Raw genomic sequence first — 22,678 nt, forward strand, 5'->3', positions numbered from 1 at the left:
CGCAAGCCGCTCACACCGCTATTTCAGACCGAAATCCACGCGCGTCGTCGCGCCCTTGTCCTTGATGCCGTCGGCGTTCAGCTTCGGCGCGACGATGAACACCCGGCTGCTGTCGATCTTGCCGTCCAGATACTGCTGCACGCTCTGCGCGCGTTGTTGCGCGAGCTGGCGCAGGCTGGCTTCGTCGATCGGCGCGTTGGCGGCCAGCGCGCTCTTCATGTCGTCGTCCGGCACGCTTTTGGTCAGGCCCACGAAGTTGCGCGGCTTCTTGAAGTCCGCGGCCTTGTAGGCCTTCGTCAGGTATTTGTCGTACTCCTTGGGATCGATCGTGACGGTCGACAGATCGACGCTCTCGCCGTTGCCCACCACGTCCTTGATCTTCTGTTGCTTGACGAGGCGCTCGACGTATTGCGTGCGCAACGCCGGTTCGTCGACGGCCGGATCGACGCGGCCGATCAGATCCATACGCACCGAGGTCTTGTCGGCCAGCGCCTTCACGATCGTGTCGAGCTTTTTGGTGTCGTCATCCGAGAGTTTCGCCGAGCCCGGCTCGAACTCGACATAGCCCAATTCCTCGCCGCTGCCGCCGAATGCGTTGGCGATCAGCGAGAACGGCGCGGTCACCGCTTTCTGCAACAGATTGAGCACCGCATGCCAGATCAGGCCGCCGACGCTGAACTCGGGATTCGACAGCGAGCCCGACACCGGCAGATTCACGTCGATTTCGCCGCGCGAGTTCTTCAGCAACGAAATCGCGAGACGCACCGGCAGTTTGGTCGCCGTGTCGTTGTCGATGTGGTCGCCGAACGTGAGCTGGTCGATGAACAGATGGTTGTCAGCGTTCAGTTGATCGTTGTCGAGTTTGTAGTGCAGATCGACGTTCAGCTTGCCCTTGGTGATCGGATAGCCGGCATATTTCGACGAATACGGCGTGAGGTTGGTCAGTTCGATATCGTGTGCGCTCGCGGTCAGATCGAGTGCCGGTTTGGCAATCAGCGGATTGACAGTGCCGCGAATCGACAACGGCCCGTTGGCCGCCAGTTTCGCGGCGATGTCGACTGGCGCGGGCGTGCTCGATTGCGTGCCGAACGCGCCGACCGTGCCCTGGATGCCGACCAGGTTCGCAGTGAAATTCGGCTTGATGAAGTTGTCCGTGTACGTGACGCGGCCCTGCTGCAGCACCAGTTGACCGAAGTGCAGCTTGACCGGGCTTTGCGGCGGCGTGGCGGCCGTGACCGTGGCGGGCACGGCAGGCGTTGCGGACGAAGCCTGAACCGGCGCGGATGCCGCTGCCACTGCCGATGCCGCGGGCGGCGTCAGGTTCACCGGCTCGGCACCGCTCTTGTCGCGCGTCAGCGATTGCGCGGCGCCGTCTTCATGCGCGACCACGTCGCTCAGATTCAGCTTGCCTTGCGCGTTCAACAGCACGCGTCCATAGAACTTCGTGAACGTCACGCGGCCCGCGTCCACCACCGTGCCGTGTTCGTCGTAGTCGGCCTTCAGGTTGGACAGCGCAAGCGAGCCCCATCCCGCGAACGGGTCCGAGGTCGCCTTGTCGAGCATGCGTACGTCGACGAGCGCCATGTCGCCGTGATAGTTCGCCTTCAACGACTTCTCTTGCGTCAGCGCGAGATCGCCGTTCGCATTGAGCAACGCGCTCGCGATCACCGCGTTCAGCTTGCCGCCGAAGTACGGCTCGAACGCCGCCGCGTCGAGCCGGTTCGCGTTCACCTTGACGGCCACCTTGAGCGGCGTCGCCGTGACGTCGCCCTTCACGCCAAGCGTGCCCTTCTTGTTCAGCGTGGCCTGCAGATCGACCGGCAGCGGACGGCTCAGGTCGTCGCTGATCTGCTGCACTTTCAACTGCAACGGCGTGACGCTCAGCTTCACCGGCTGCGGCGTGGTGTAATCGGTGAAATTGGCGGTCGCGTCTTTCAGCGTCAACTCGCCGATCTTGTAGTGCCACACGGGCCCCTCGGCGTGCGCCTTTTTGGCCGCGTGAACCGCGGTGCGCTGCTGAGCGGTTTCGTGCGGACCGGCAAGCGACGCGAGGTTGATGCTGCCGTCCTTGAGCCGCTGTGCGTCGATCGCGAGGCCGGTCGTGGCGACGCTGGTGACGTCCGCCGTGCGCGCGCTCAGGTCCACCTGCTTGACCACCACACTGCCCTGCGCGAGCGACACCACCGGCTGCTTGTCGCCACGCGCGGCCAGCTTCAGCGATTGCAGGTCCAGTTGCGTATCGGCGACCATCACGGCCGCTGGCGACTTCGACCAGTTCGTGTCGATGTTCGTGGTCACGGACAGCGCGCCGTCCGTCACTTGCGCGGCGGTCGCGGTGTCGAGATAGGGCTGCAACTGCGGCAGTTTCAGCGACTTCAGATCGAGCTTCGCGCTGGCCGTTTTCGCGGCGAGCCCGAGATTGCCCTCGGCGGCGAGCGAACCGGCGCCGGCCTTGAAGTCGGTGTTCAGCGTGTAATGCGCGGGCGCGTTGGCGAGCGTCGAAAAATCGTTCAGCGTCACGGCGAGTTTTTGCAGACCCACGTCAACAGGACGGGAGGCCGCTTCGTCATGCACGTTGACCGTGCCGTCGTTGAGCACGAAGCGTTTGATCGACAGGTCCAGCGGAACGGGTTTTTCGGCGGTGTTCGTGTTTGTCTTCGCGCCGGACGCTGCTGCCGGTGCGCTCGCCGCCGGTTGCTGCGCCACCGCTTCGGTGCCGGACGCGCTCGCGGACGCCGCCGCGTGCGGCGCGGCCGGCGCGGGCGCGAACATCCGCTCGACGCTCAGCACACCGTCCTTGTCACGCGCGAGACTCGCGCTCGGCGCATCGATGCGGATCTCGTCGAAGTGATAGAGGCTCTTCAACGGCTCCAGCGTCGCGGCGGCGACGTGCACCGCGCGCGCCGCGAAAAACGGCGCCTTGCCCTGATCCCGCACGTCCACGTCGTTCATATCGACGGTGCCCGCCACGCGCAGCGAGGGCGCTTCGTTCGACATCACGAAGTTGAGCTTCAGATCGGTGGACAGCTTGCCGGACTGCACGATCACCGGCAGCTTGGTCGGCACATAGGACATCAGGCGCGGCACGTCGAGCCCGTCGAAACGCAGCGACACTTCCGACTCGCGCGACGCCGCAAACGGCTTGGTCTTGCCGTCGATGGCGAGCGGACTGCCGTCGATGCGCGCGCGCAGCAACGGCTCGACGAAGATATCGGTTTTCGAAGGCAGCGTGGCGATGAACGGAATGCCGAGCTTCCATTGATCGATGACGTGCGTCGCGCCGAGCAGCTTGTCGTCGAACGTGATCTGGCCGTTTTCGAGGCGGATGTTCGACACCGAAAAGAGCGTCGGCTTGCTATCGGGCTTGGCCGGCTGGCTCGCGAACTTCTCGATCAGATCGGTGAAATTGAAGCGCTGCGCATCGTAGCGAACGATATGAAAGCGCGGCGAGTCGAGCTGCACTTCGTCGACGATCGGCGCGCCGCGAAACAGCGAACTCCACGACGGCTTGACGATGAGCCGCTCAATATCCACGAAATCGCCCGCGCCGCCCCGCTCGCCGATATGCACGCGATCGGCTTCGAGCCGCAGCGTGTATGGATTGAGCGCGATGCGGCCGATCGTGGCGGGACGATCGAGCTGCTTGCTGAGCTGTTGCTCGGCGACGTGGCGAATCAGCGGCGGCGCCGCGAAAAAGCCGAGCAGACCGAACAATACGAGAAAGATCAGCAGACCTATGAGGACGCGCCGCGTACGGCGTGACTGCGCGACTTCGCGCACGGTCTGTATGGAAGATGCTAGTGATGCTTTATTGAGGCTTGCCATGCTCGGTTTTGGGTAGTGCGGCGGCAAGCCCGCCGCGAAAACGAAAATCCCGCAAGCGGCAGTATAAGGTGTGAACGTGGTGTGGGATAGGAATGTCAGCCGCGGCTTCAGGATTCGGCCGGGTAATTGCGCCGTCTGCCCATCGCGGCACGGCGATGAACAGACGGCGTTCGATGCGTCAGCGGGTGCGTTGCTGTCATCTCGCCGACGAAATGCGCCGGCAGATTTCATCGGCGCGTTTCGTCGGCGCAACTATCTCAATTTCATCAACACAGTTGACCGAAGCATTTCACTGACGCACGACTGCCGGCGGTTGCCAGCTGCCGTCGGTGGCTTGCGGTTTCGGTGCGTAAAGGCGCAGCACCAGTTGCATATCCGTGCGCGGCGCCGGCAGCCAGTTGCCGTTTCTCGCGCGCATGGACGACACGGTCACGTCGAGCGAACCGTCGCGATTGCGGCGCGCGCCGTTGCGGTCGCCGACCGCGAGACGCGCCGGCGCGCTTTCGCCCAATGCGCCGTCCCGCGTGTAGGCGGTGATCGACCAGAAGCCGCGCATCGGCGGCAGCTGGTTCGGCGCGAAGTGAATCACGTAGCGATTCGCGCCGTTCAGCGGATGGCCGTCGCTGTCCTGGGTGACGACCGCGCGCACTTCGTCGTCGCGCGTGCCGATGCCCGGTTGCGCCCTCGCGGCGTAGGCGCGCAACGCGTAGTCGGGACCGTAGTTGCCCACGCCGTCGCCGAACCAGCTCCAGCCATTGCCGGTCAGCACGTTGGAAGGCGGTGTGCCGACGCGCTCGTGGCCGTCGGCGAGACCTGCCTCGACCGCGTCGCGCGCGCGCGGCAGCTTCACCGGATTGCCGGGCGTCACGCCAAGGTCCGCGAGAATTTTTAGCGCGTGGGGATCGGCCGGTGTCGGCGGATTGTCAGGCAACGCGTCCGCGAGACGGCTGAAGAAGCCGTTTGCGTCGAGCGCGGCCACCTGCGCGGCGGGCGTGCCGGCGGCGGCCGGCGCGCTATCGGCGTTGCCGCGCGGCGGCGCGACCGGGGCCGAGCGCGAATCGGCCGCGTAGGCGCTCAGCGGCGCGACGCGAATCGCACGTTGCAGTTTGCGGACCGCCGCCAGATCGCGCGCGCCGCTCGACTGGATGCGCACGCTCACCCATGCGTTGGCGGTCGGCACGTCGACGCGCTTCACACCGTTGGGCAGTTCGCCCTGCCAGCCCGGGCCGACGAACGCGATGGTCTGCGCCTTGATGCCCTTCGCGGTGGTCGCGAACTGCGGGCCGGTCGACCACACCACATTGGTCCACATGTCGAGCACGCGGGCATCGACATAACGGCCGTGCGAGTCGGGCAAGGACATGAGCACCGGCTCGCTGCCGACGTCGAGCCAGCCGGTCGAGTCGAGCGTGTCGACGCCCGGCTGCGGCGGATTGGCCGCGCCGATCGGCGGCAGCGCCTGGGCGTGACGCAGCGTATTGAGAGGCGCCTGGCCCGGATCGGTGCCGACCGCGGCGTCGCGCGCCACCCCCATCAGCACGAGCGGATAGCCGAACACGTACGAATCGGCGACTTCATCCTTGATCCAGCCCGCAGTCTTGGGCGTCGCGGACGGGGTCGACGCGCAACCGGCCAGAAAAGCGAGGCCTGCGAACGATGCGCAGGTCCAGTGAATCGAAAATAGTTCTCGGCGATTTTTTATCATTCGTTCAGGTGGCGGAACGTGCGGTCCTATGGGAGATGCCGGTGCGCAGCGATGCCTGCATGCGTGGTCTCCCAAAGCCCAGCGCAGCCAGACCGCAATTCGCGATGCCGACAACATCGGGTTGTATCGTATCCTTGCTAACCAGGCAAGCGCAAAGGCGGAGATCGCGCTTTATCGCACACTGGAGCGGTCCATTTAAGCTGCGGTTGACGCTTTTATGCAGATTCGGTCCGGCTCGCGGCACCTGCCGCGCTTGCCGAAGCACCGATGTTTTTTGGTCCCCTTTGCGTCTTTTCGCCCTTTCGTATCCGGAGCGCTTCAATGTATATGCCCGCCCATTTCGAAGAGAACCGTCCAGAGGTTCTCCACCGCCTGATCGCCGAGCAGCCGTTCGGCGCGCTGATTACGAACGGTCCGAACGGGCTCGACGCGAATCATTTGCCGTTCGAAGCGCAGCTCGTCCCTACAGGGGACGACGCGTCGGCACCGCAAAGCCGCTACCTCCTGCGCGCCCACGTCGCCCGCGCGAACCCCGTCTGGAAAGAAGCCGTCACGCATCCCGACGCCCTCGTGATCTTCCAGGGCCCCGCCGCTTACATCTCGCCGACGTGGTATCCGAGCAAGCATGAAGCGCATCGCCAGGTGCCGACGTATAACTACATCGTGGTCCATGCGCACGGCCGGATCGTCGTGCGCGACGACGAGCCGTTCGTGCGCGGTCTCGTCGCCCGGCTCACCCGCAAGATGGAAGCCGCAGAAGCGGTGCCGTGGAAAATGGGCGACGCGCCCGCCGATTTCATCACGCAGATGCTCGGCGCGATCGTCGGGATCGAAATCGAGGTCACGCGCCTCGTCGGCAAATGGAAGCTCGGCCAGAACAAGGATGCCGCCGACCGGCGCGGCGCAGCCGACACGCTGCTCGCGCGCGCCAGCGATCAACAGCAGGCCGTCGGCCAGGCGATGCTGGAAGCGCCGCCGGCTTTCTGAGCGAACGGTTGCGACGGCGGATCGGCCGCATCGTCGGTCCTTGACTTTCCCATCATGGGAAGGTCGATACTGGATTCACGACGCGGCCCAATGCCGCCACGAGCTTGCCGACCATGACCGACCTTGCCGATCCGCAGCGCACCGCTGCCACGCCCTCTTCCGCTCCCGTCCAATTCGCCGAACTCGATATCGGCGGGATGACGTGCGCCTCGTGCGCGATGCGCGTCGAGAAAGCGCTCGCCAAAGTGCCGGGCGTCACGCGCGCGTCGGTGAATCTGGCCACTGAGCGGGCACGGGTCGAAGGCGATGCGACCGTCGATGCCGAAGCGCTTGCCAACGCCGTGCGCAAAGCGGGCTATGAAGCCACGCTGTCCGCACGCCCCGACGCGACCCCGGTTGAAACACCGCGAACCACTGAACTGGCGATCGGCGGCATGACCTGCGCATCGTGCGCGACGCGGGTCGAGAAAGCGCTCGCCAAAGTACCGGGTGTCACGCACGCATCGGTGAATCTGGCGACTGAAACCGCCACGGTCAATCTCAGCGGCACGGGCTCCGGCCCGGATGCGCTGATCGCCGCCGTCAAGAAGGCCGGCTACGAAGCGACCCTGATCGCGTCGCCGGAGACCGCGGCGCTCGCCGACTCGACCGGCCAGGCCCCCGCCGTGGCGGATCGCAAGCGCAGCGAGGCTCGCCGCGAACTCGCCGCCGTGCTCGCGTGCGCCGTGCTGACGCTGCCGCTCGTCGTGCCGATGGTCGGCGAATGGTTCGGCGTGCATGCAATGCCGCCGCCGTGGCTGCAATTCGGGCTCGCCTCGATCGTGCAGTTCGTGTTCGGCGCACGCTTCTATCGCGCGGCTTACCGGGCCGTGCGCGCGGGTGCGGGCAACATGGACCTGCTGGTGGCGCTTGGCACGTCGGCGGCGTATGGCATCAGCGTCTACGAACTCGTGTCGCATCCCGGCGACATGATGCATTCGTATTTCGAAGCGTCGGCGGTCGTGATCACGCTGGTGCGCTTCGGCAAATGGCTCGAAGCGCGTGCGAAGCGTCAGACCACCGATGCGATCCGCGCGCTCAACGCGCTGCGCCCCGAGCGCGCGCGCATCCGCGTCGGCGGCGGCGAGCGCGAGGTGCCGCTCGCGCAGGTACAGGTCGGCACGGTGGTGATCGTGCGGCCGGGCGAACGTGTGCCGGTCGACGGCGCGGTGCTCGAAGGCCGCACCCACATCGACGAATCGCTGATCACCGGCGAAAGTCTGCCGGTGCCGAAACAACCTGCTGATACCGTCACGGCCGGTTCGATCAACGGCGAAGGCGCGATTGCCGTGACGACCTCCGCGATCGGCGCCGAAACGACGCTGGCGCGGATCATCCGCCTCGTCGAAAGCGCGCAGGCGGAAAAAGCGCCGATCCAGCGGCTGGTCGACCGCGTCAGCGAAATCTTCGTGCCGGCGATCCTTGCGATCGCGCTGCTCACGCTGATCGGCTGGCTGATCGCCGGCGCAGGCGGCGAAACCGCGATTCTGAACGCGGTTGCCGTGCTGGTGATCGCCTGCCCCTGCGCGCTCGGGCTGGCGACGCCGGCGGCGATCATGGCCGGCACCGGCGTCGCCGCGCGGCACGGTGTGCTGATCAAGGACGCCGAGGCGCTCGAAACCGCGCATCGGGTGAGCATCGTCGCATTCGATAAAACCGGCACGCTGACGCTCGGCCAGCCGTCGGTGACGGCGTTCGAACCGATTGGCGGGATGGGCCGCGACGAAGCGCTGGCGCTGGCCGCCGCCGTGCAACGGCACAGCGATCATCCGTTGGCGCGTGCAGTGGTGAAGGCGTATGAAGCCGCGACGGCGGTTGCTGCGGGTGGGGCAACGGCTGAAGTGGTCGATGCGGCTGAAACCGCTGAGATGCCGCAGACACCCGCGCACGCGACGTCGACAGTGCGGAGCGCAACGGCCCGCTCCGCAACGCCGTTGGCCCATGACCGCCCTGCAACGGCCCCCGCGCTTCACCCACACGTGCCCCAAGCCACCGCCGCACGTGCGGTCGCCGGCCGTGGCGTCGAAGCGGACGTCGGCGGCCGCACGCTCGCGCTCGGCAGCACGCGCTGGCTCGACGAACTCGGCATCGTGTTGCCGCCCACGCTCGCTTCGCGCGCTCACGAACTCGAAGCCGCGGGCAACACGGTCTCGTGGCTCATGCAGCGTGATCGGGAAGCGCCCGTCGCGCTCGCGCTGATCGCGTTCGGCGACACCGTCAAACCGACCGCACGCGCCGCCGTCGAACGGCTGGCGCAGATGGGCATTCACAGCGTGCTCGTCACCGGCGACAACCACGGCAGCGCCGCGAGCGTCGCCCGCGCGCTCGGCATCGACGAATTCCACGCCGGCGTCCTGCCCGACGACAAGGCCCGCGTGGTCCGCGATCTGAAAATCCGTCGCGCGGGCATCGTCGCGATGGCCGGCGACGGCATCAACGACGCCCCCGCGCTCGCCGCCGCCGACATCGGCATTGCGATGGCGACCGGCACCGACGTCGCGATGCACGCCGCCGGCATCACGCTGATGCGCGGCGATCCGGCGCTGGTGGCCGATGCCGTCGACATCTCGCGCAGGACCTGGCGCAAGATCCAGCAAAACCTCTTCTGGGCCTTCGTCTACAACCTGATCGGCATTCCGCTGGCCGCGTTCGGTTTGCTGAATCCGATGCTCGCCGGCGCGGCGATGGCGTTTTCGAGTGTCAGCGTCGTCACCAACGCCTTGCTATTGCGCACCTGGCGCGGCGGGCACAGGCACTCAGGGCGTTAGAAGCATTAGCAGCGCTTCAGGAGCGCATCGAGCACCCGGCGGGCGCCCGCGCCCTTCAAAGGCGCCCCCCCGGCGTCACATGCATTACGAATTACTTTCGACATCCCTAAAGGTAAGCGAAGTCGCAGCCGTAAACCAGACAACGACGCCGGCATGCCTCCCCATGACCGGCGCTCTCGCTTGTCCCCCTTACTCAGCGACTGCCCATGGACTTTCTCTTTTTGCGCCGCGCGAGCGTCGGCGTCCGGCTCGCCGTGCTCTCGTGCGTGCTGGTAGCGTTGCTTTTCGCCGCTTTCGCGTGGGCGCTCACGCGTGCCGCCGGCGGCCAGGTTCGCGATCAGGTGCTCGAACGTATCGCCGAAAAAGACCACTCGATCGCGGCAATGATCACGCTGTTCGACAAGGCGCTGTCCGCTGAAGTCGACCGCTCGATGGCGCTGCTCGCGAGCTTCCTGCCCACCGACTTCGCACTCGACGACACGCAGAAAGTCGACATCGGCGGCATCGCGACGCCGACCTTCAAGGCCGGCGACAAGGTGCTGAACCTGGACTTCACGATCCCTGACCAGTTTCTCGAGCGCAGCGGCGCGGTCGCCACCGTGTTCGCGCGCAGCGGCGACGACTTCGTGCGCGTGACGACCTCGCTGAAGAAACAGGACGGCTCGCGCGCGATCGGCACGCTGCTCGACCGCAAGGGACCGGCCTATGCGCCGCTGCTCGCGAACCGCTCCTATACGGGATTGGCCGCGCTGTTCGGAAAACGTTTGATCACGCAATACCGGCCGATTACCGATGCGAGCGGTCGCGTGATCGGCGCGTTGTTCGTCGGCGTGAACGTGGACAAGGAGATTCGATCGGTCGAGGACGGCATCCGCAATCTGAAGATCGGCGCAAGCGGTTATTACTTCGTGCTCGACGCGTCAATGGGCGCGGATCGCGGCAAGCTGCTCGTGCATCCGGCCGCAGCCGGCCAGAAGGCGGACGACGCGAACGCGCCGTATCAACGCATGCTCGACATGAAGCAAGGCCAGCTCGACTACCGCTCCGCCGACGCGACGCTCGGCGAGCCGGATGCGCGCGACAAATTCGTCTCGTTCGTCACCGTGCCGGAGTGGCAATGGCTGGTGGGCGGCGTCGCGCCGCGCGACGAAGTGCTGGCGGACGTCGTCGCGACGCGCAATCGCTTCGTGCTGCTCGGTCTTGCGCTGGTCGGCGTGTTCGCGATCGTGTTCCTGATCGCGGTGCGGCGCCTCGTCAGCCGTCCGCTCGACGAAGCCGCGAAAGCGTCCGAGCGCTTTGCCTCGGGCGATCTGAGCGTGCGCGTGGCGCGGCACGGCACCGCGCGCGCCGACGAAATCGGCCGCCTGATGCAGTCGATCGACGGGATCGGCGAAGGCCTCGCGCGTATCGTTTCGCAGGTGCGCAATGCATCGGCGGATATGTCGGAGGGCACCGAGAAGATCGCCACCGGCAGCGGCCATATCGCGGCGCGCATCGCCACGCAGGCGAGCAGCCTCGAAGAAACTGCCGCCAGCATGGAGCAGATCACGTCGACCGTGCAGCAGAACGCCGCTCACGCGACGCAAGCCAACACGCTCGTCACGCACGCCGCCGATGCCGCGCTCGAAGGCGGCCGCGCGGTCGAGCGAGTGGTATCGACGATGGGCGAGATCAGCCGCTCGTCGCAGAAGATCGCGGAGATCACGACGGTGATCGAAGGCATCGCGTTCCAGACCAACATCCTCGCGCTGAACGCCGCCGTCGAAGCCGCGCGCGCGGGCGAGCACGGCAAGGGCTTCGCGGTGGTCGCCTCGGAAGTGCGTGCGCTCGCGCAGCGCAGCGCGGCCTCGGTGAAGGAAATCGAAAGCCTGATCGCGAGTTCGACGGCGACGGTCAAAAGCGGTTTCCGGATCGCCGAAGAAGCCAGCTCGACCATGCAAGGCATCGTTCAGCAGGTCGGGCAGGTGCGCGCGATCATGAGCGAAATCAACGTCGCGTCGCGCGAGCAATCGGGCGGCATCGAGCAGGTCAACCTCGCCGTCACGCAGATCGGCGAGGCGACCCAGCAGAACGCGACGCTCGTCGGCGATGCGGAACTCGCGGCCGCCGAATTGCGCGAGCAGGCCGCGCGTCTTGCGCAAGTGGTCAGCGTGTTCAAGCTCGAACGCGGACGCGAGTGACCCGGCGGTCGCGCTGCCTGAAGCGCGGCGCGGTGTTCGTTGCCGCGCCGGCTGTGCTTCCGTTAGTGCGGCCGATGCGCGCGTCGCGTGTTCGCGCTACTACGACGCCGGCTTAAAACTCGACGTCCAGTTCGTCGATTTCTTCGACTTCCTGCTGCGCGTCGGCGATCCACTGCTGCATTTCGGGCAGCGCAATGACACGCTGTCCGTATTCGACGATTTCCGGATCGAGCTTCACGTCGTAAGTCACGAAACGCATCACCACCGGCGCGTACATCGCATCCGCCGCGGTGCGCTCGCCGAACAGAAACGGACCGCCGTACTGCTTCAGGCACTCGCCCCAGATCGTTACGATCCGATCGATATCCGACTGCGCGCGCGCCCACACCTTGAAGCCCGGAAAATGCGCCTTGAGGTTCATCGGCAACGCCGAGCGCAGCGAAGCGAAACCCGAATGCATCTCGCCGCAAATCGAGCGGCAGTGCGCTCGCGCGCGAATGTCCTTCGGCAGCAGCGCGGCTTGCGGTTTCACTTCGTTCAGATATTCGGCGATCGCGAGCGTGTCCCAGATCTCGATGCCATCGTGCACGAGGCACGGCACCAGAATCGACGGCGACAACAACAGCAGTTCGGCACGCGCGGCAGGATCGTCGATCGGCATCACGATCTCGTCGAACGGCAAGCCGCTGAACTTCGTCAACAGCCAGCCGCGCAAGGACCACGACGAATAATTCTTGCTGCTGATTGTGAGCGTGGTATTCGCCATACGTTTCTCCTCCAGATGACGCGCCCGGCCGACGCCTGAGCTCAGGCATGCACGCCGCCGTGCGCGCACGCACCAAAGCGCGGCACTTCCGGCCCGTTCCATCGACTCGCGCAAATGCCATGCCAACGCGAGAACCGCGTCCCGGCCCCAACGGCCAGCATGGCACATGACTTGCCTCTATTCGGGCTCCTTCCTTTCCTGCACTCGTGCGAAGGTTATGAACCTGTTCGCATACTCCGCATTCCAGGCCGGCGCCGACATGATGCTGCCCATACGGCACGGCGCGGCACTGATGAATCATTCGCTCGACGCGTGGCCCGCGTTCGGCGACACGTCGCACGGCCGCTCATTGCGCGCGGCCTGCGAGCTGTTGACGCTCGCCGGACTCACGCCCGTGCGGCCGCCGTTCGGCATCGACAGCGTGGTGACGGAAGGCAGGCAGGTGGCCGTCGTCGAAGAAATCGCCGCGCACACGCCGTTCTGTTCGCTGTTGCATTTCCGTAAGGACACCACGCTGTCTGCGCCGCAGCCGCGCGTGCTGATCCTCGCGCCAATGTCCGGCCACTTTGCGACGCTGCTGCGCGGCACCGTGCGCACCATGCTGGCCGACCACGACGTCTACATCACCGACTGGCACAACCCGCGCGACGTGCCGCTGAGCCAGGGCCGCTTCGGCTTCAACGAATTCGTCCAGCACGTGATCGACTTCACGGAGAAGATCGGGCCCGGCTCGCATCTGCTGGCGGTGTGCCAGCCGACCGTCGCCGCGCTCGCGGCGGTCGCGCTAATGGCCGCCGACGATCATCCCGACCAGCCGGCCAGCATGACACTGATGGCCGGGCCGCTCGATACGCGCATCAATCCGACGCGGGTCAACGAACTGGCGAAGAGCAAACCGATCGAGTGGTTCGAGCGGAATCTGATCAGCGCGGTGCCGTTCGGTTTCGCGGGCGCGCATCGGCGCGTGTATCCGGGCTTCATGCAGTTGAGCGCGTTCATGTCGATGAACCTCGCCCGCCATGCCGACTCGTTCGAGACCATGTATTACGAGCGTGCGAAGGGCGATCCGGCGAAAGCCGACGCGATTCACACGTTCTACGAAGAATACTTCGCGACGATGGACCTGACGGCCGACTTCTATCTGGAAACCGTCGACACGGTCTTTCAGCGGCACGCGCTGCCGTTGCATGCACTCGAAGTGGAAGGGCGGCTGGTGGACCCGTCGAAGATCCGCCGGACTGCGTTGCTCACGGTCGAGGGCGAGAAAGACGATATCTGCGCGGTCGGGCAGACGCTTGCCGCGCAGGACATGTGCGACAAACTGCGGCCATATCTGAAGACGCATCATGTGCAAACCGGTGTCGGGCATTACGGCGTGTTCAACGGCCGCCGCTGGGAGCGGCACATTTATCCGCGCGTGCGGGCCGTGATCTACGACAACGAGCCGCGGGCGGTGCTGGTGAGTTCGCGGGCGCGCACGATCAAGCCTGTGCCGATGCCCGCTGCGACCGCAGCGGAGATGACGGCGGCGGCGCCGGTTGCCGCGGCGGTGGTCGCGGTGGAAGCGGATGCGCAGTTGGCGGCGGGCGGGGTGAATGGCTCCGGCGCGAATGCCGACGGCAGCGGCGGTTCAACCGCCGTTGCTGGTGCGCCAGCAAAACCGTCTGCGGCGCGAGCGCCCCGCAGACGGCCATCGGCGAGTTAGTGGGGGTGGCTGGGCCTGTCTGCTGCGCGGTACGTCGCGGTGCGGCGTATGCGCATGGTGTTGGCAGCGCTGACGGTTACCCCGCCGCCAGCGCCGCTCCCATTTCCATCAAACCGCAACGCTCTTCCACGGCTTCACCGCCGGCACTTCGCACGGCCCTTCGACTTCGATCGATTTGAAATCGGCAGGCGACACGATCTCGATGTACTCCATGTCTTCCGAGTAATCGAACAGATAGTGGACGATGCCAGGTGCCTGGTGCACGCAATCGCCGGCGGCGACCAGTGTTTCCTTGTCGCCGTACATGAAGCGCGCCCAGCCCTTCAACATGATCACAATGTGGAAGTCGGCCTCATGACGGTGCCAGCCGGTGCCTTGCTCTGGTGCGTGATTCGCCTTGACGAGTTGCGCGAGCACCTTGCCGCCGGTCGCCTGCGCGATGCCCAGATCGCGGTAGAGAAAGAAGTCGCGTAAGCCCTGATCCACGTAGGACGTGTCTTGCGGACGGACATGGCTGAATTGCGTGGCGAATTCGGTGGACATGATCGCGCTCCATGAGAGTGAGCCGGCAGTTGAAACGACGCGTTGGAGCGTCGATTGCAAGCATCAAGCAGGCCAGTTTTCTGGCGCTGGCGCTGGCGCTGGCCTGGCGCTGGCCGGGTTCTGCGGCGGCACGCGATGGCGCGCGTTACTTCAAATGCTTCAGATGCCGCGCCGCGTTGCGCGGCACGGCGTGGCGTACTTCAATCGCCGGGGTCGTCGCTCAGGCGGTTGGGCGGAACATCTGAAACATCTCGCCGATTTGCGCATAGTCGGCGCGATAGCCCGCGCGCATGATCGGCTGCGCGGCCTGAGTGTCGAACAGGCCGTCTTTCAGATACGCCTCGTTGATATGCACGCCGACCACCTGGCCGAGCGACAGATAGTTGTCCATCGGCTTGCCGTCGAGCGTATGCAGACGCACCACTTGCAGCAGCTTGCATTCGAGCGCGGCCGGCGATTCGGCGACGTGCGGCACGGCGACATTGCGGCCGGGCGCGGGCGTCAGGCCGGCGAGTTCGAATTCGTCGACGTGCGGCGCGACCGGCGCCGACGAACGGTTCATCTGTTCGGCGAGCGGCCGCGTCGCAAGATTCCAGACGAATTCGCCGGTGACCTCGATGTTGTTGACGCTGTCTTTACGGCCCTCGCTGCTAAAGCCGATGATCGGCGGGAAAGTGGCGAACGCGCCGAAGAAGCTATAGGGCGCGAGGTTCAACGTGCCGTCGGTATCGCGCGAAGAAATCCAACCGATCAGACGCGGAGCGACGATGGCCTTGAACGGGTCGTGCGGCAGGCCGTGGCCGGCAGCGGGGTCGTAGAAGTAGTGGGACATGACGTGGTGGTGAGTTGGCGGGTGACGCGAAGTGACTAGTTATACCGCAGAGTGGCGAGAGTCGCTGCGGGCGTCTTGTGGCATGGAGCGGGAGGCGCTGCTGCTTTCTTCGATGCTGCGGCAAGGCTGTCACGAGGTGCCAGGAGCATGGTGCAAACGCGGCAGCAATGTCGTTGCAACGCGCGGCGCGGCGCGCGCGTTCGGCCGCGCTCGTTTGTGTTCACTCCGTTCGTGCGCCTGCACCAAGCCCGCATCAACCGCGGCTGATCACGCGCTTGCGTCCTTCCTTGACCCGCGCCAGACGCTCGTCGTCCCACTCATGGAAACCGGCGCCGCTGCGCACGCCGACACGCCCCGCATCGACCTGCTGACGCAGCAGGTCCAGCACGTCCTCGTCTTTGGCAAGCTCCGGCATCAGATGCGAGGAGATGTCGAGGAAGGTGTCGAGCCCACCCATGTCCGCGCCTTCGAGCGGTCCGACGATCCCCCAACGACGTCCCAGCGACGCCTTCATGACCCGGTCGACCACATCCGGCGTCGCCGCGCCGGAGCGCACGATGTTCAACGCCTCGCGCAGCACCGCAAACTGCAGGCGGTTGCCGACGAAACCCGGAATCGCCTTCGCCAGCACCACCGGCTCCATGCCGATCGCGCTCATCAGCGCAGCGGTGTGTTGCGTGACTTCCGGCGCCGTCGCCGTGCCCGGCACAACTTCGACGAGCGGAATCATGTGCGGCGGGTTCCAGAAATGCGCGATCAGAAAGCGCTCTTTCGCACGCAACGGCGCGATCAGTTGATCGGGCGGAAAGCCGCTGGTGTTGCTCGCGAGAATCGCGTCATCGGCCAGCAGTTCGGTCAGCGCCGCATACAGGCGATGCTTCAGTTCGAGCACCTCGGGAATCGCCTCGATCACGAATTGCGCCGACGCCATCACGTCGAGTTGCGCATGGGTTTCGATGCGCGCGAGCGCCGCGCGCTTGGCCGCCGCGTCGATCCGCCCGGCGTCGATCAGTTCGTCCAGCACCGCTTCCGCTTTCGGCGCGACGCTGGCTAGCCGCGCAGGGTCGACGTCGTGGACGATCGTCCGGTGTCCGTGCAGCGCGCTTTGCGTCGCAATGCCGACGCCCATCAACCCCGTGCCCACTACGCCAATTGTTGCCTTGTCCACGCCGCTCTCCTGCTGCCGTCGATAAAAGCGTTCAAGCATAGCGCAGCGCGCCCGTTTGCAAGGCCGAACGTGACAAAGCCGGTCTTCCGCGAGGAAGGACCGGTTTTGTGGACAGCACGCCGCGAGGCGCGGCGCCGTCATGCATTAACCGTGATGCGGCGGACGATGGTCGTCGTGATGGCGCGGATCGCGGTCGTGCGGGTGATTGTGCATCCACTCGTCGTGATCCCAGTAGCGGTGGCCGTCGTAGTAACGGTCGCCATGCCAGCCGATGTCGATCGACACACCCACCGGCATCATGTGCGGCTGACCATACACCGCCGGGCCGTAGCCATTCTCGACGATGACGCGATCCTGAGCGAAGGCGCTGCCGGCTGCGAGCAACGCGCCGCCTGCCAGCAGGGTTGCAATGATCGAACGCGATGTCTTGTTAAAGGTTTTCATAGTGACCTCCCATCAAAGTTTTGTTTCAAGCCAGCGCCGGTGCTCGTTCGAAGGATCGAACCCGACGCCGTACGCTTGAGAGCAACTTTAGCGACGCAAACCGCCTGAAGACGTGAGCACTTGTAAGCGGGCATTTCAGAGATGGGGCCGGATGACGGCGCCGTCGTTCCGCGCTCTCGCCCGGTCCACAGGGGCGGGCGTCGCGGGCAAGGCGCGGGAAGCGTCGGCTGGATGTCAGCCGCCGTTACATTCATTTCGTCGGAGAAATATTCGGCAAGGGATAGGCGGTCCGAATCGCCCGAAAAACAAGAAGCCACGGTACGCGTTTCGCGAACAGTGGCTTCAATACGGCGATGCGCACCCGAAGTGCGCGTCCTTGCGCGGTGCTCCGCGCTCAGGACGGTGAGCTGGACTTTTTAGTCGGTCAGCTTGACGCCGAACAACGTAGCTTGCGCGCGGCGCATACGCTCCGATTCGCGGCTACGCGCTTCGTACGAGTAATCCGAATCCATCGGCAGGTGGGGCGACGCAAAGAGGTCGCTGACCTTTTGGAACAGTGCAAAAATGAAGCTCATGGCGACTCCCGGTTGGTTACTGCATTTGCTAGGGTTTTCCCTTAAGAAGAAGTATAGGGTTTTCCCTAGGGAAAAGCTAGTGCAATGCAGCAAATATTTGGTGTGGTGGGATGTCGCGGGTGATTTACGCCATGGTGCGTTGCATCATGACAACGTCCCTCTTTTTGGAAGTCCAGGTCGAAGGCATTTGACTACTACTGCAGAGTTGTCGAGGCCGCCTTGCGGCTTCGCACCGGTTTCGCGCGCAGCGCGTCTTTGCGCGGATTGGCGATGGCAGCGTCGACTGCGCCGGCCGCCGAGTGGTCCGCGCGCAGCAGGGTCGCGCTGTTCAATGACACGATCAGGCCCGGCAGCGTCCGCGCGGGATTGTCCTGCGGTTTGACGGACGCTCCCGTCGCCGTAAATTCGACGTTCAACGCCCAGTGGCCCTCGTGGATGCCCTGATCGCGCAACAGTGCGGCCAACAGCTCCTCGATTGAATATTTGTGCTCGCTAGTCGGCATGTTGGCTCCCGTCAGAAGATGCGCTGGCGTGCCCGGTCCGGCTTCGCAACAGCGAGGAGAGTGTAAAACGCAGAGGGGGAGCCGCGACGGGGCGGCGGGGACTGGGTGCCTTACCGCGCCTATCTGACGGGATGAGATTGGCGCGGCGGTAGATTCGAGGCGCTGGCGTGGAAACTGGCCGCCGCTGCCGCCGCTGCCGGCTATCGGCTATCGGCTATCGGCTATCGGCTTCGGCGGCAGCGGCGGTGACTGATATTCAGCCCGGGCTAACAGCCCTGGTCCTATACCCATGCAGGGTTCGCGCGGTGTGCTTGCCATGAGCCGTCGTCGCGCCGCCGGCTTGCTGAGGCGCGGCGGCTGGCGTCGCAACCGCCGCCGAAGCAGCATTGGCCGCCGCCGCGTTGGCCACCGCAATGTGCGAATCGAGCAAGCTGGCCATGGCCGCCTGCTGGTTCTGCATCATCTGTTCGATGCGGTGCTGCTGAGCGGTCGTTTCGCGCGTCAGGCGCATCAGAAGCAATGTTTGCGTGATGCCGATTGCAACCGTCGCCAGCAACGCGCCCACCACGATCGACAGCATCCATTTCATGCGGCGCGAATGATCGGTCGCGGCGCGGCGCTGATCGGCAATCACGCCGTAGAGCGCGTCGACGGTATCGGCAAAGGCGGTTGCCCGTGCGCGATCGAGTTCCGGCGCGGCGCGCAGCGCGGCTGCCGCCGCTTCCGCCCGCTGCGCCTCCCGCCACGGCGCGGCGAACGCGGCGGCGGCGTCCGCTGCGGACGCCGCCGTGTTGGCCGACGGCTTCACCTCCACATCGGGCCCGGCAGGCTCAGCCGATTCGGCGGATCTAGCAAACGCCTCGCCCACTCCCACCGTTACACCATCCCCGCCCTTGCTCACAGCGTCAACGTCAGCCACGGCCGCATCCCGCGAAGCCGTCGCTGCTTTCGCGAAAGTCGCAGCGAAGCGCTGCGGCGGCTTGCTGCCGCCCGACTTCGACGCGGCCGCCGGGTCACCCGCCGTGCGCGGTTCTTCCGCCTGGCGCAGCGCGGTCACGCTGCGCGCGACGGTCGCAGCCGCCATCGCGGACGTGAACGGCATCGCCAGATCGCGCCCCGCCACGGCCGGTTTCTCATCGGCGCTCGCTTGCGCCGCGGGTTTCGCGTCCGCCGGAGCCGTTTTTTCGCCGACGGGCAAAGCCGCCGGCGTCGACGGCTCGATTTCGAGTCCGCTCAATTGCGCGTTGACCGGCACCGGCTCGTCCGTCCTCGCGGCGCGAGGCGCGCGGCGCGCAGCCTTCGCGTCCAGCAACACGCCATCGCCGGCGTCGATCGCGCCCACCGCCGCCAGCACGACATCGGGTAGTTCGAAGCCATCCAGCGTGCCTTGCCGGATGTCGATATTCATCGCTTCCAGCGTCGCGCGGGTGGGATCGTCGGGGAACAGGTCGAGCGTGCTGTCGTCGCGGGACGCGCCGCTCAGTTGCGCGAGGCGTTGTGCCGAGCGCGCGGCGCGCGCCAGTTTGTTTTCGGTTTCGGTCGAGACGGTGGCCTGACGCCGCTTTTTCGAAGCGGCGCGCTGAGGCCGGGACTGCCTGGTTGCTACGGAATCTGCCATAGAGAAAAAGAGCGGTCGTCGCCGTAAAGCGGGCGCCGAGCACCGCTCGTCAATGCCACTGGAATTTTTCGAGCCCGCATTGTCGCATGGCCGCCCGCCCCCGCCGAAGCCATTCTCCGACGATTTTCGCCATTTCAGGATGACGCCTCGTCCTGCCGGAACTGCCTGACGCCATGCAGTTGACGCAAGCGCGCGCAGATCGCTTCATATTCCGTATTCGACACGCGATGGAGCGTGATCATCACCTCGTCGCACTCGGGCGTCTCGTCGCTTTGCTGCATCACGAATTGCTTGACGCGCGGGCTCGCCGCGCCGAGTTCGTCGTGCAGCGAGTGAAACGTCATCGCGCCGCGCTCGACGATCATCGTCAGCTGGCGCCGTTGCTTGACCGTGATGAAGCGGCGCTCGAGCGGCTTGATGCCGGCGAGGATGATCAGAATGATGATGGTCGCCGCGATCGACGCCGTGTACAGTCCGCCGCCGACCGCAAGGCCGATCGCCGCGACCGACCAGAGGCTCGCCGCCGTGGTCAGTCCGCGCACGATCTCGCCGCGCAGCAGGATCGAACCCGCGCCGAGAAAGCCGATGCCCGAGACCACCTGCGCGGCCATCCGCGACGGATCGAGCACGACGTGATCGCCGGTCAGCACCTCGGCGAAACCATACGCCGACACGATCATGATCAGCGCCGAGCCGACGCAGACCAGCATATGCGTGCGCAGGCCCGCCGCCCACGAGAGCCGCTCCCGCTCAAAGCCGATCACGCTGCCGAGCGCCGCGGCCAGCACCAGGCGGGAGATGAGTTCGAGATTCCCCAGCATTGTTTTTTCTCCTTATCAGAAATTATTCGAAGCGGTTTTCGCACCCGTGGCGGCGTGTTCAGCGCGACCCGTTTGCTTTATGCTAAGCCGCGTGCGGGTTGCGTCGATTTTGCGTCGGCGGAATGGCGCGTGATTGCCGAGGCAATGCTGCGCCGTCGGCGTGCAAACCGGGTAGCATCCGCACTCGCCGCCGACCGGAGCGGCCACCGCGCCGCCGCTCAGACCGGACCAGCTCCGTGGACGCTCCGGCATCCCCCGCTTGACCAACCTGACCATACCAAGCATGAACCCTCCCGCCGCCTCGACGATCGTCCTCGCCACCGCACTGCGCGATCACTTCACGAGCGTCGTGCTGCCCATGTGGCGCGGACCGGGATTCAACACCGCGCTCAAGCTGCCCTACGAATCCCTCAGCGCCGAGGATCACGCGCCCCTGCCCGCCGAACGCTATCGGGCGATGGCTTGCGCGCGGCAGCTGTTCGTATTCTCGCAAGCCGGCGACGCGGAGCATGCCCAGGTGCTGTTCGACTCGTTGAGGCATACCTTTCAGGACACGGTCCACGGCGGATGGTTCTACAGCGTGGACGCGCACGGCGCGCCGCTCGACACCGCCAAAGATCTGTACACGCATGCGTTCGTCGTGTTCGCGTGTGCGGAATACGGGCGGCGTTCGGGCAATCGCGACGCACTGGCGCTCGTGCACAGCACGTCGGCGCTGATCCAGTCGCAATTCGCCGCCGACGGCGATCTGTTCAACGCCACGCTGAGCGCGGACTTCGACAGCGTCACCGGTACGCCGATCCAGAATCCGCTGATGCACCTGACCGAAGCCTGGCTGGCCGCCTGCGAAGCCACGCGCGACAACGTCTTCGGCGCCGCCTTGCGCCGTCTGGCCGGCGCGGTGGCGCATCACTTCGTCCATGAGCCGACCGGCTGCGTCGCCGAATTGCCGATCGGCGCGAGCGATAACCGTCTCGAACCGGGCCACCAGTTCGAATGGTTCTGGCTGGTTCGGCAGGCGGGCGCGCAGTTCGCAGGGACCGGCCTCGACGAAGCGCTCACGCGCGCGTTCGCCTTCGCGCAGCAGCACGGCGTGGACCCGGCCACGGGCGGCGTGTGTGCATCGCTCGACGAAACCGGCGCGATCAAGGACGCCACCCAGCGAATCTGGGCGCAAACGGAATATCTGCGCGCGCTGGCTTGCCAGGATGATCCAGCTGCGCTCGCCGCGCTGCCACGGCAAATCGAACTGTTCGAGCAACGCTTTCTACATCCGCGAGGCTGGTCCGAGTGCAAGACGCCGGCCGGCGACGTGGTGCGCGCCGACATGCCGTCCACCACGCCCTATCACCTCGCCACTGCTTACGCCGGCTTGCCGGCCTGAGCGCGGCGGCCAACCGCCGCGCGGCGCGAGCCCGTCCACTACCTGTCTCGCGGCCATGGCCAGGAAACTCGCCGAACCCTGGTATCACGCGCCGCCGGCGGAGGAAATCTGCCCGCTTTGTGGCCGGCCGATCCCGCCGAGCCAGCGCGACCTGCATCATTGGGAGCCGAAAACGAAGGGCGGCAAGGAAGTGGCCGCGTTGCACCGCATCTGCCATCGGCAGCTCCACGCGCTGTTTTCGGAGACCGAACTGGCGCAGCGCTTTTCGACCGTCAATGCACTGCTTACCGACGAAGCGGTGCGCAACTTCGTGCGCTGGGTTCGTACCAAGCCAAATGATTTCTACGAGCGAAGCCGCCGCAGCGCGAGGAAAGGCTGAGGGCCTGAGCGGCAAAGAGCGCGTGAAACGGGGTGAAATGCGGATGAAGCGCGCCCCATCGCGAAGCCGGCTGAGCGCCGGCTGCGAACTCACAAACGGGGGCCGACGCTAGGGCCGACCACCCGGTCGATCAATATTCTTCGCGTTGCCAAGGTCCCCAATCGGCGCCGGAAGATTTAATACGCATATAAGTTGCGCTGTGGCCGGTGGGAATATCCGACGTGTCGCCGTGCGGCTTCTGATCGGTGATGTGAAGGGCAAAAGCCTGGCGGTCTTCGGTATCGACGGTGATTCGGCCGACCGGGTCCAAGGCGCCCTCTTGAGGAGATTTAGACTCCAATATCGCGAGATAGGGGGTCAAACGACTCCAGAACGACGTAAGTTCTTCCTGCAAATAATGTGTCAATGTTTTTCCTGGAAGAGTAATACACGCAGT

Annotated in this window: 18 protein-coding genes; 6 read left to right on the forward strand and 12 right to left on the reverse strand. The window is 65.5% G+C overall.

Annotated features, from left to right (window positions below):
* Window positions 1-18: 18 nt before the first annotated feature.
* Together PQQ53_RS23685 and PQQ53_RS23690 are read right to left on the reverse strand one after the other, a co-directional pair.
* Window positions 19-3,825: a DUF748 domain-containing protein gene (locus PQQ53_RS23685; protein ID WP_408326594.1), complete on the reverse strand. Its 3,807-nt coding sequence runs from the start codon at window positions 3,823-3,825 to the stop codon at window positions 19-21.
* Between the two features lie 289 nt (window positions 3,826-4,114).
* A complete protein-coding gene (locus tag PQQ53_RS23690) occupies window positions 4,115-5,530 on the reverse strand; it encodes a DUF1254 domain-containing protein (RefSeq protein ID WP_408326597.1) in 1,416 nt (471 codons plus the stop codon).
* Window positions 5,531-5,851: 321 nt separating this feature from the next.
* Between PQQ53_RS23690 and PQQ53_RS23695 the strand changes: the two genes are divergently transcribed.
* The 3 genes from PQQ53_RS23695 (at window position 5,852) to PQQ53_RS23705 (ending at window position 11,504) form a co-directional block, all read left to right on the forward strand.
* Entirely contained in the window at window positions 5,852-6,517 is a 666-nt protein-coding gene (locus PQQ53_RS23695; RefSeq protein WP_408326599.1) for an FMN-binding negative transcriptional regulator, read from the forward strand.
* A gap of 113 nt (window positions 6,518-6,630) precedes the next feature.
* Window positions 6,631-9,324 carry a heavy metal translocating P-type ATPase gene (locus tag PQQ53_RS23700; RefSeq protein WP_408326602.1) on the forward strand — a complete coding sequence of 898 codons (2,694 nt, stop codon included), beginning with the start codon at window positions 6,631-6,633 and terminating at the stop codon, window positions 9,322-9,324.
* Between the two features lie 206 nt (window positions 9,325-9,530).
* Window positions 9,531-11,504, forward strand: coding sequence for a methyl-accepting chemotaxis protein (locus tag PQQ53_RS23705; RefSeq protein ID WP_408154508.1), 1,974 nt, complete (start codon window positions 9,531-9,533; stop codon window positions 11,502-11,504).
* A gap of 112 nt (window positions 11,505-11,616) precedes the next feature.
* Here the strand turns inward: PQQ53_RS23705 and PQQ53_RS23710 are convergent, their stop codons facing one another.
* Window positions 11,617-12,270, reverse strand: a complete 654-nt coding sequence (locus PQQ53_RS23710) for a glutathione S-transferase family protein (protein WP_408141774.1) — start codon at window positions 12,268-12,270, stop codon at window positions 11,617-11,619.
* Window positions 12,271-12,487: 217 nt separating this feature from the next.
* Between PQQ53_RS23710 and PQQ53_RS23715 the strand changes: the two genes are divergently transcribed.
* A complete protein-coding gene (locus tag PQQ53_RS23715; RefSeq protein WP_408326605.1) occupies window positions 12,488-13,975 on the forward strand; it encodes a polyhydroxyalkanoate depolymerase in 1,488 nt (495 codons plus the stop codon).
* A gap of 108 nt (window positions 13,976-14,083) precedes the next feature.
* Here the strand turns inward: PQQ53_RS23715 and PQQ53_RS23720 are convergent, their stop codons facing one another.
* From PQQ53_RS23720 to PQQ53_RS23755, 8 genes are all read right to left on the reverse strand, one after another.
* The gene (locus PQQ53_RS23720) at window positions 14,084-14,518 is read right to left on the reverse strand and encodes a cupin domain-containing protein (protein WP_168668791.1); all 435 of its coding nucleotides are present in this window, start codon (window positions 14,516-14,518) and stop codon (window positions 14,084-14,086) included.
* Between the two features lie 220 nt (window positions 14,519-14,738).
* Entirely contained in the window at window positions 14,739-15,350 is a 612-nt protein-coding gene (locus tag PQQ53_RS23725) for a flavin reductase family protein (protein WP_408326608.1), read from the reverse strand.
* Between the two features lie 253 nt (window positions 15,351-15,603).
* Window positions 15,604-16,557 carry a 3-hydroxyacyl-CoA dehydrogenase family protein gene (locus PQQ53_RS23730; RefSeq protein WP_408141777.1) on the reverse strand — a complete coding sequence of 318 codons (954 nt, stop codon included), beginning with the start codon at window positions 16,555-16,557 and terminating at the stop codon, window positions 15,604-15,606.
* Between the two features lie 105 nt (window positions 16,558-16,662).
* The gene (locus tag PQQ53_RS23735) at window positions 16,663-16,962 is read right to left on the reverse strand and encodes a hypothetical protein (RefSeq protein ID WP_408141778.1); all 300 of its coding nucleotides are present in this window, start codon (window positions 16,960-16,962) and stop codon (window positions 16,663-16,665) included.
* Window positions 16,963-17,378: 416 nt separating this feature from the next.
* A complete protein-coding gene (locus PQQ53_RS23740; RefSeq protein ID WP_167335652.1) occupies window positions 17,379-17,537 on the reverse strand; it encodes a hypothetical protein in 159 nt (52 codons plus the stop codon).
* Between the two features lie 194 nt (window positions 17,538-17,731).
* The gene (locus PQQ53_RS23745; RefSeq protein ID WP_408326610.1) at window positions 17,732-18,040 is read right to left on the reverse strand and encodes a hypothetical protein; all 309 of its coding nucleotides are present in this window, start codon (window positions 18,038-18,040) and stop codon (window positions 17,732-17,734) included.
* 256 nt (window positions 18,041-18,296) lie between these two features.
* Window positions 18,297-19,658 (reverse strand): hypothetical protein, encoded by a 1,362-nt coding sequence (locus PQQ53_RS23750; protein WP_408326613.1) that lies wholly within the window; start codon window positions 19,656-19,658, stop codon window positions 18,297-18,299.
* Between the two features lie 134 nt (window positions 19,659-19,792).
* Complete coding sequence (locus PQQ53_RS23755) at window positions 19,793-20,479, reverse strand: MgtC/SapB family protein (RefSeq protein WP_408141781.1); 687 nt, start codon at window positions 20,477-20,479, stop codon at window positions 19,793-19,795.
* Window positions 20,480-20,753: 274 nt separating this feature from the next.
* On the opposite strand from PQQ53_RS23755, the gene PQQ53_RS23760 reads away from it, so the two are divergent.
* Together PQQ53_RS23760 and PQQ53_RS23765 are read left to right on the forward strand one after the other, a co-directional pair.
* The gene (locus tag PQQ53_RS23760) at window positions 20,754-21,863 is read left to right on the forward strand and encodes an AGE family epimerase/isomerase (protein ID WP_408326707.1); all 1,110 of its coding nucleotides are present in this window, start codon (window positions 20,754-20,756) and stop codon (window positions 21,861-21,863) included.
* Between the two features lie 55 nt (window positions 21,864-21,918).
* A complete protein-coding gene (locus PQQ53_RS23765) occupies window positions 21,919-22,242 on the forward strand; it encodes an HNH endonuclease (protein WP_408326615.1) in 324 nt (107 codons plus the stop codon).
* 130 nt (window positions 22,243-22,372) lie between these two features.
* Here the strand turns inward: PQQ53_RS23765 and PQQ53_RS23770 are convergent, their stop codons facing one another.
* Window positions 22,373-22,648 carry a hypothetical protein gene (locus PQQ53_RS23770; RefSeq protein WP_408141783.1) on the reverse strand — a complete coding sequence of 92 codons (276 nt, stop codon included), beginning with the start codon at window positions 22,646-22,648 and terminating at the stop codon, window positions 22,373-22,375.
* Window positions 22,649-22,678 lie beyond the last annotated feature (30 nt).

This window comes from Paraburkholderia strydomiana (genome assembly GCF_046030495.1).
Lineage (GTDB): Bacteria > Pseudomonadota > Gammaproteobacteria > Burkholderiales > Burkholderiaceae > Paraburkholderia > Paraburkholderia strydomiana_A.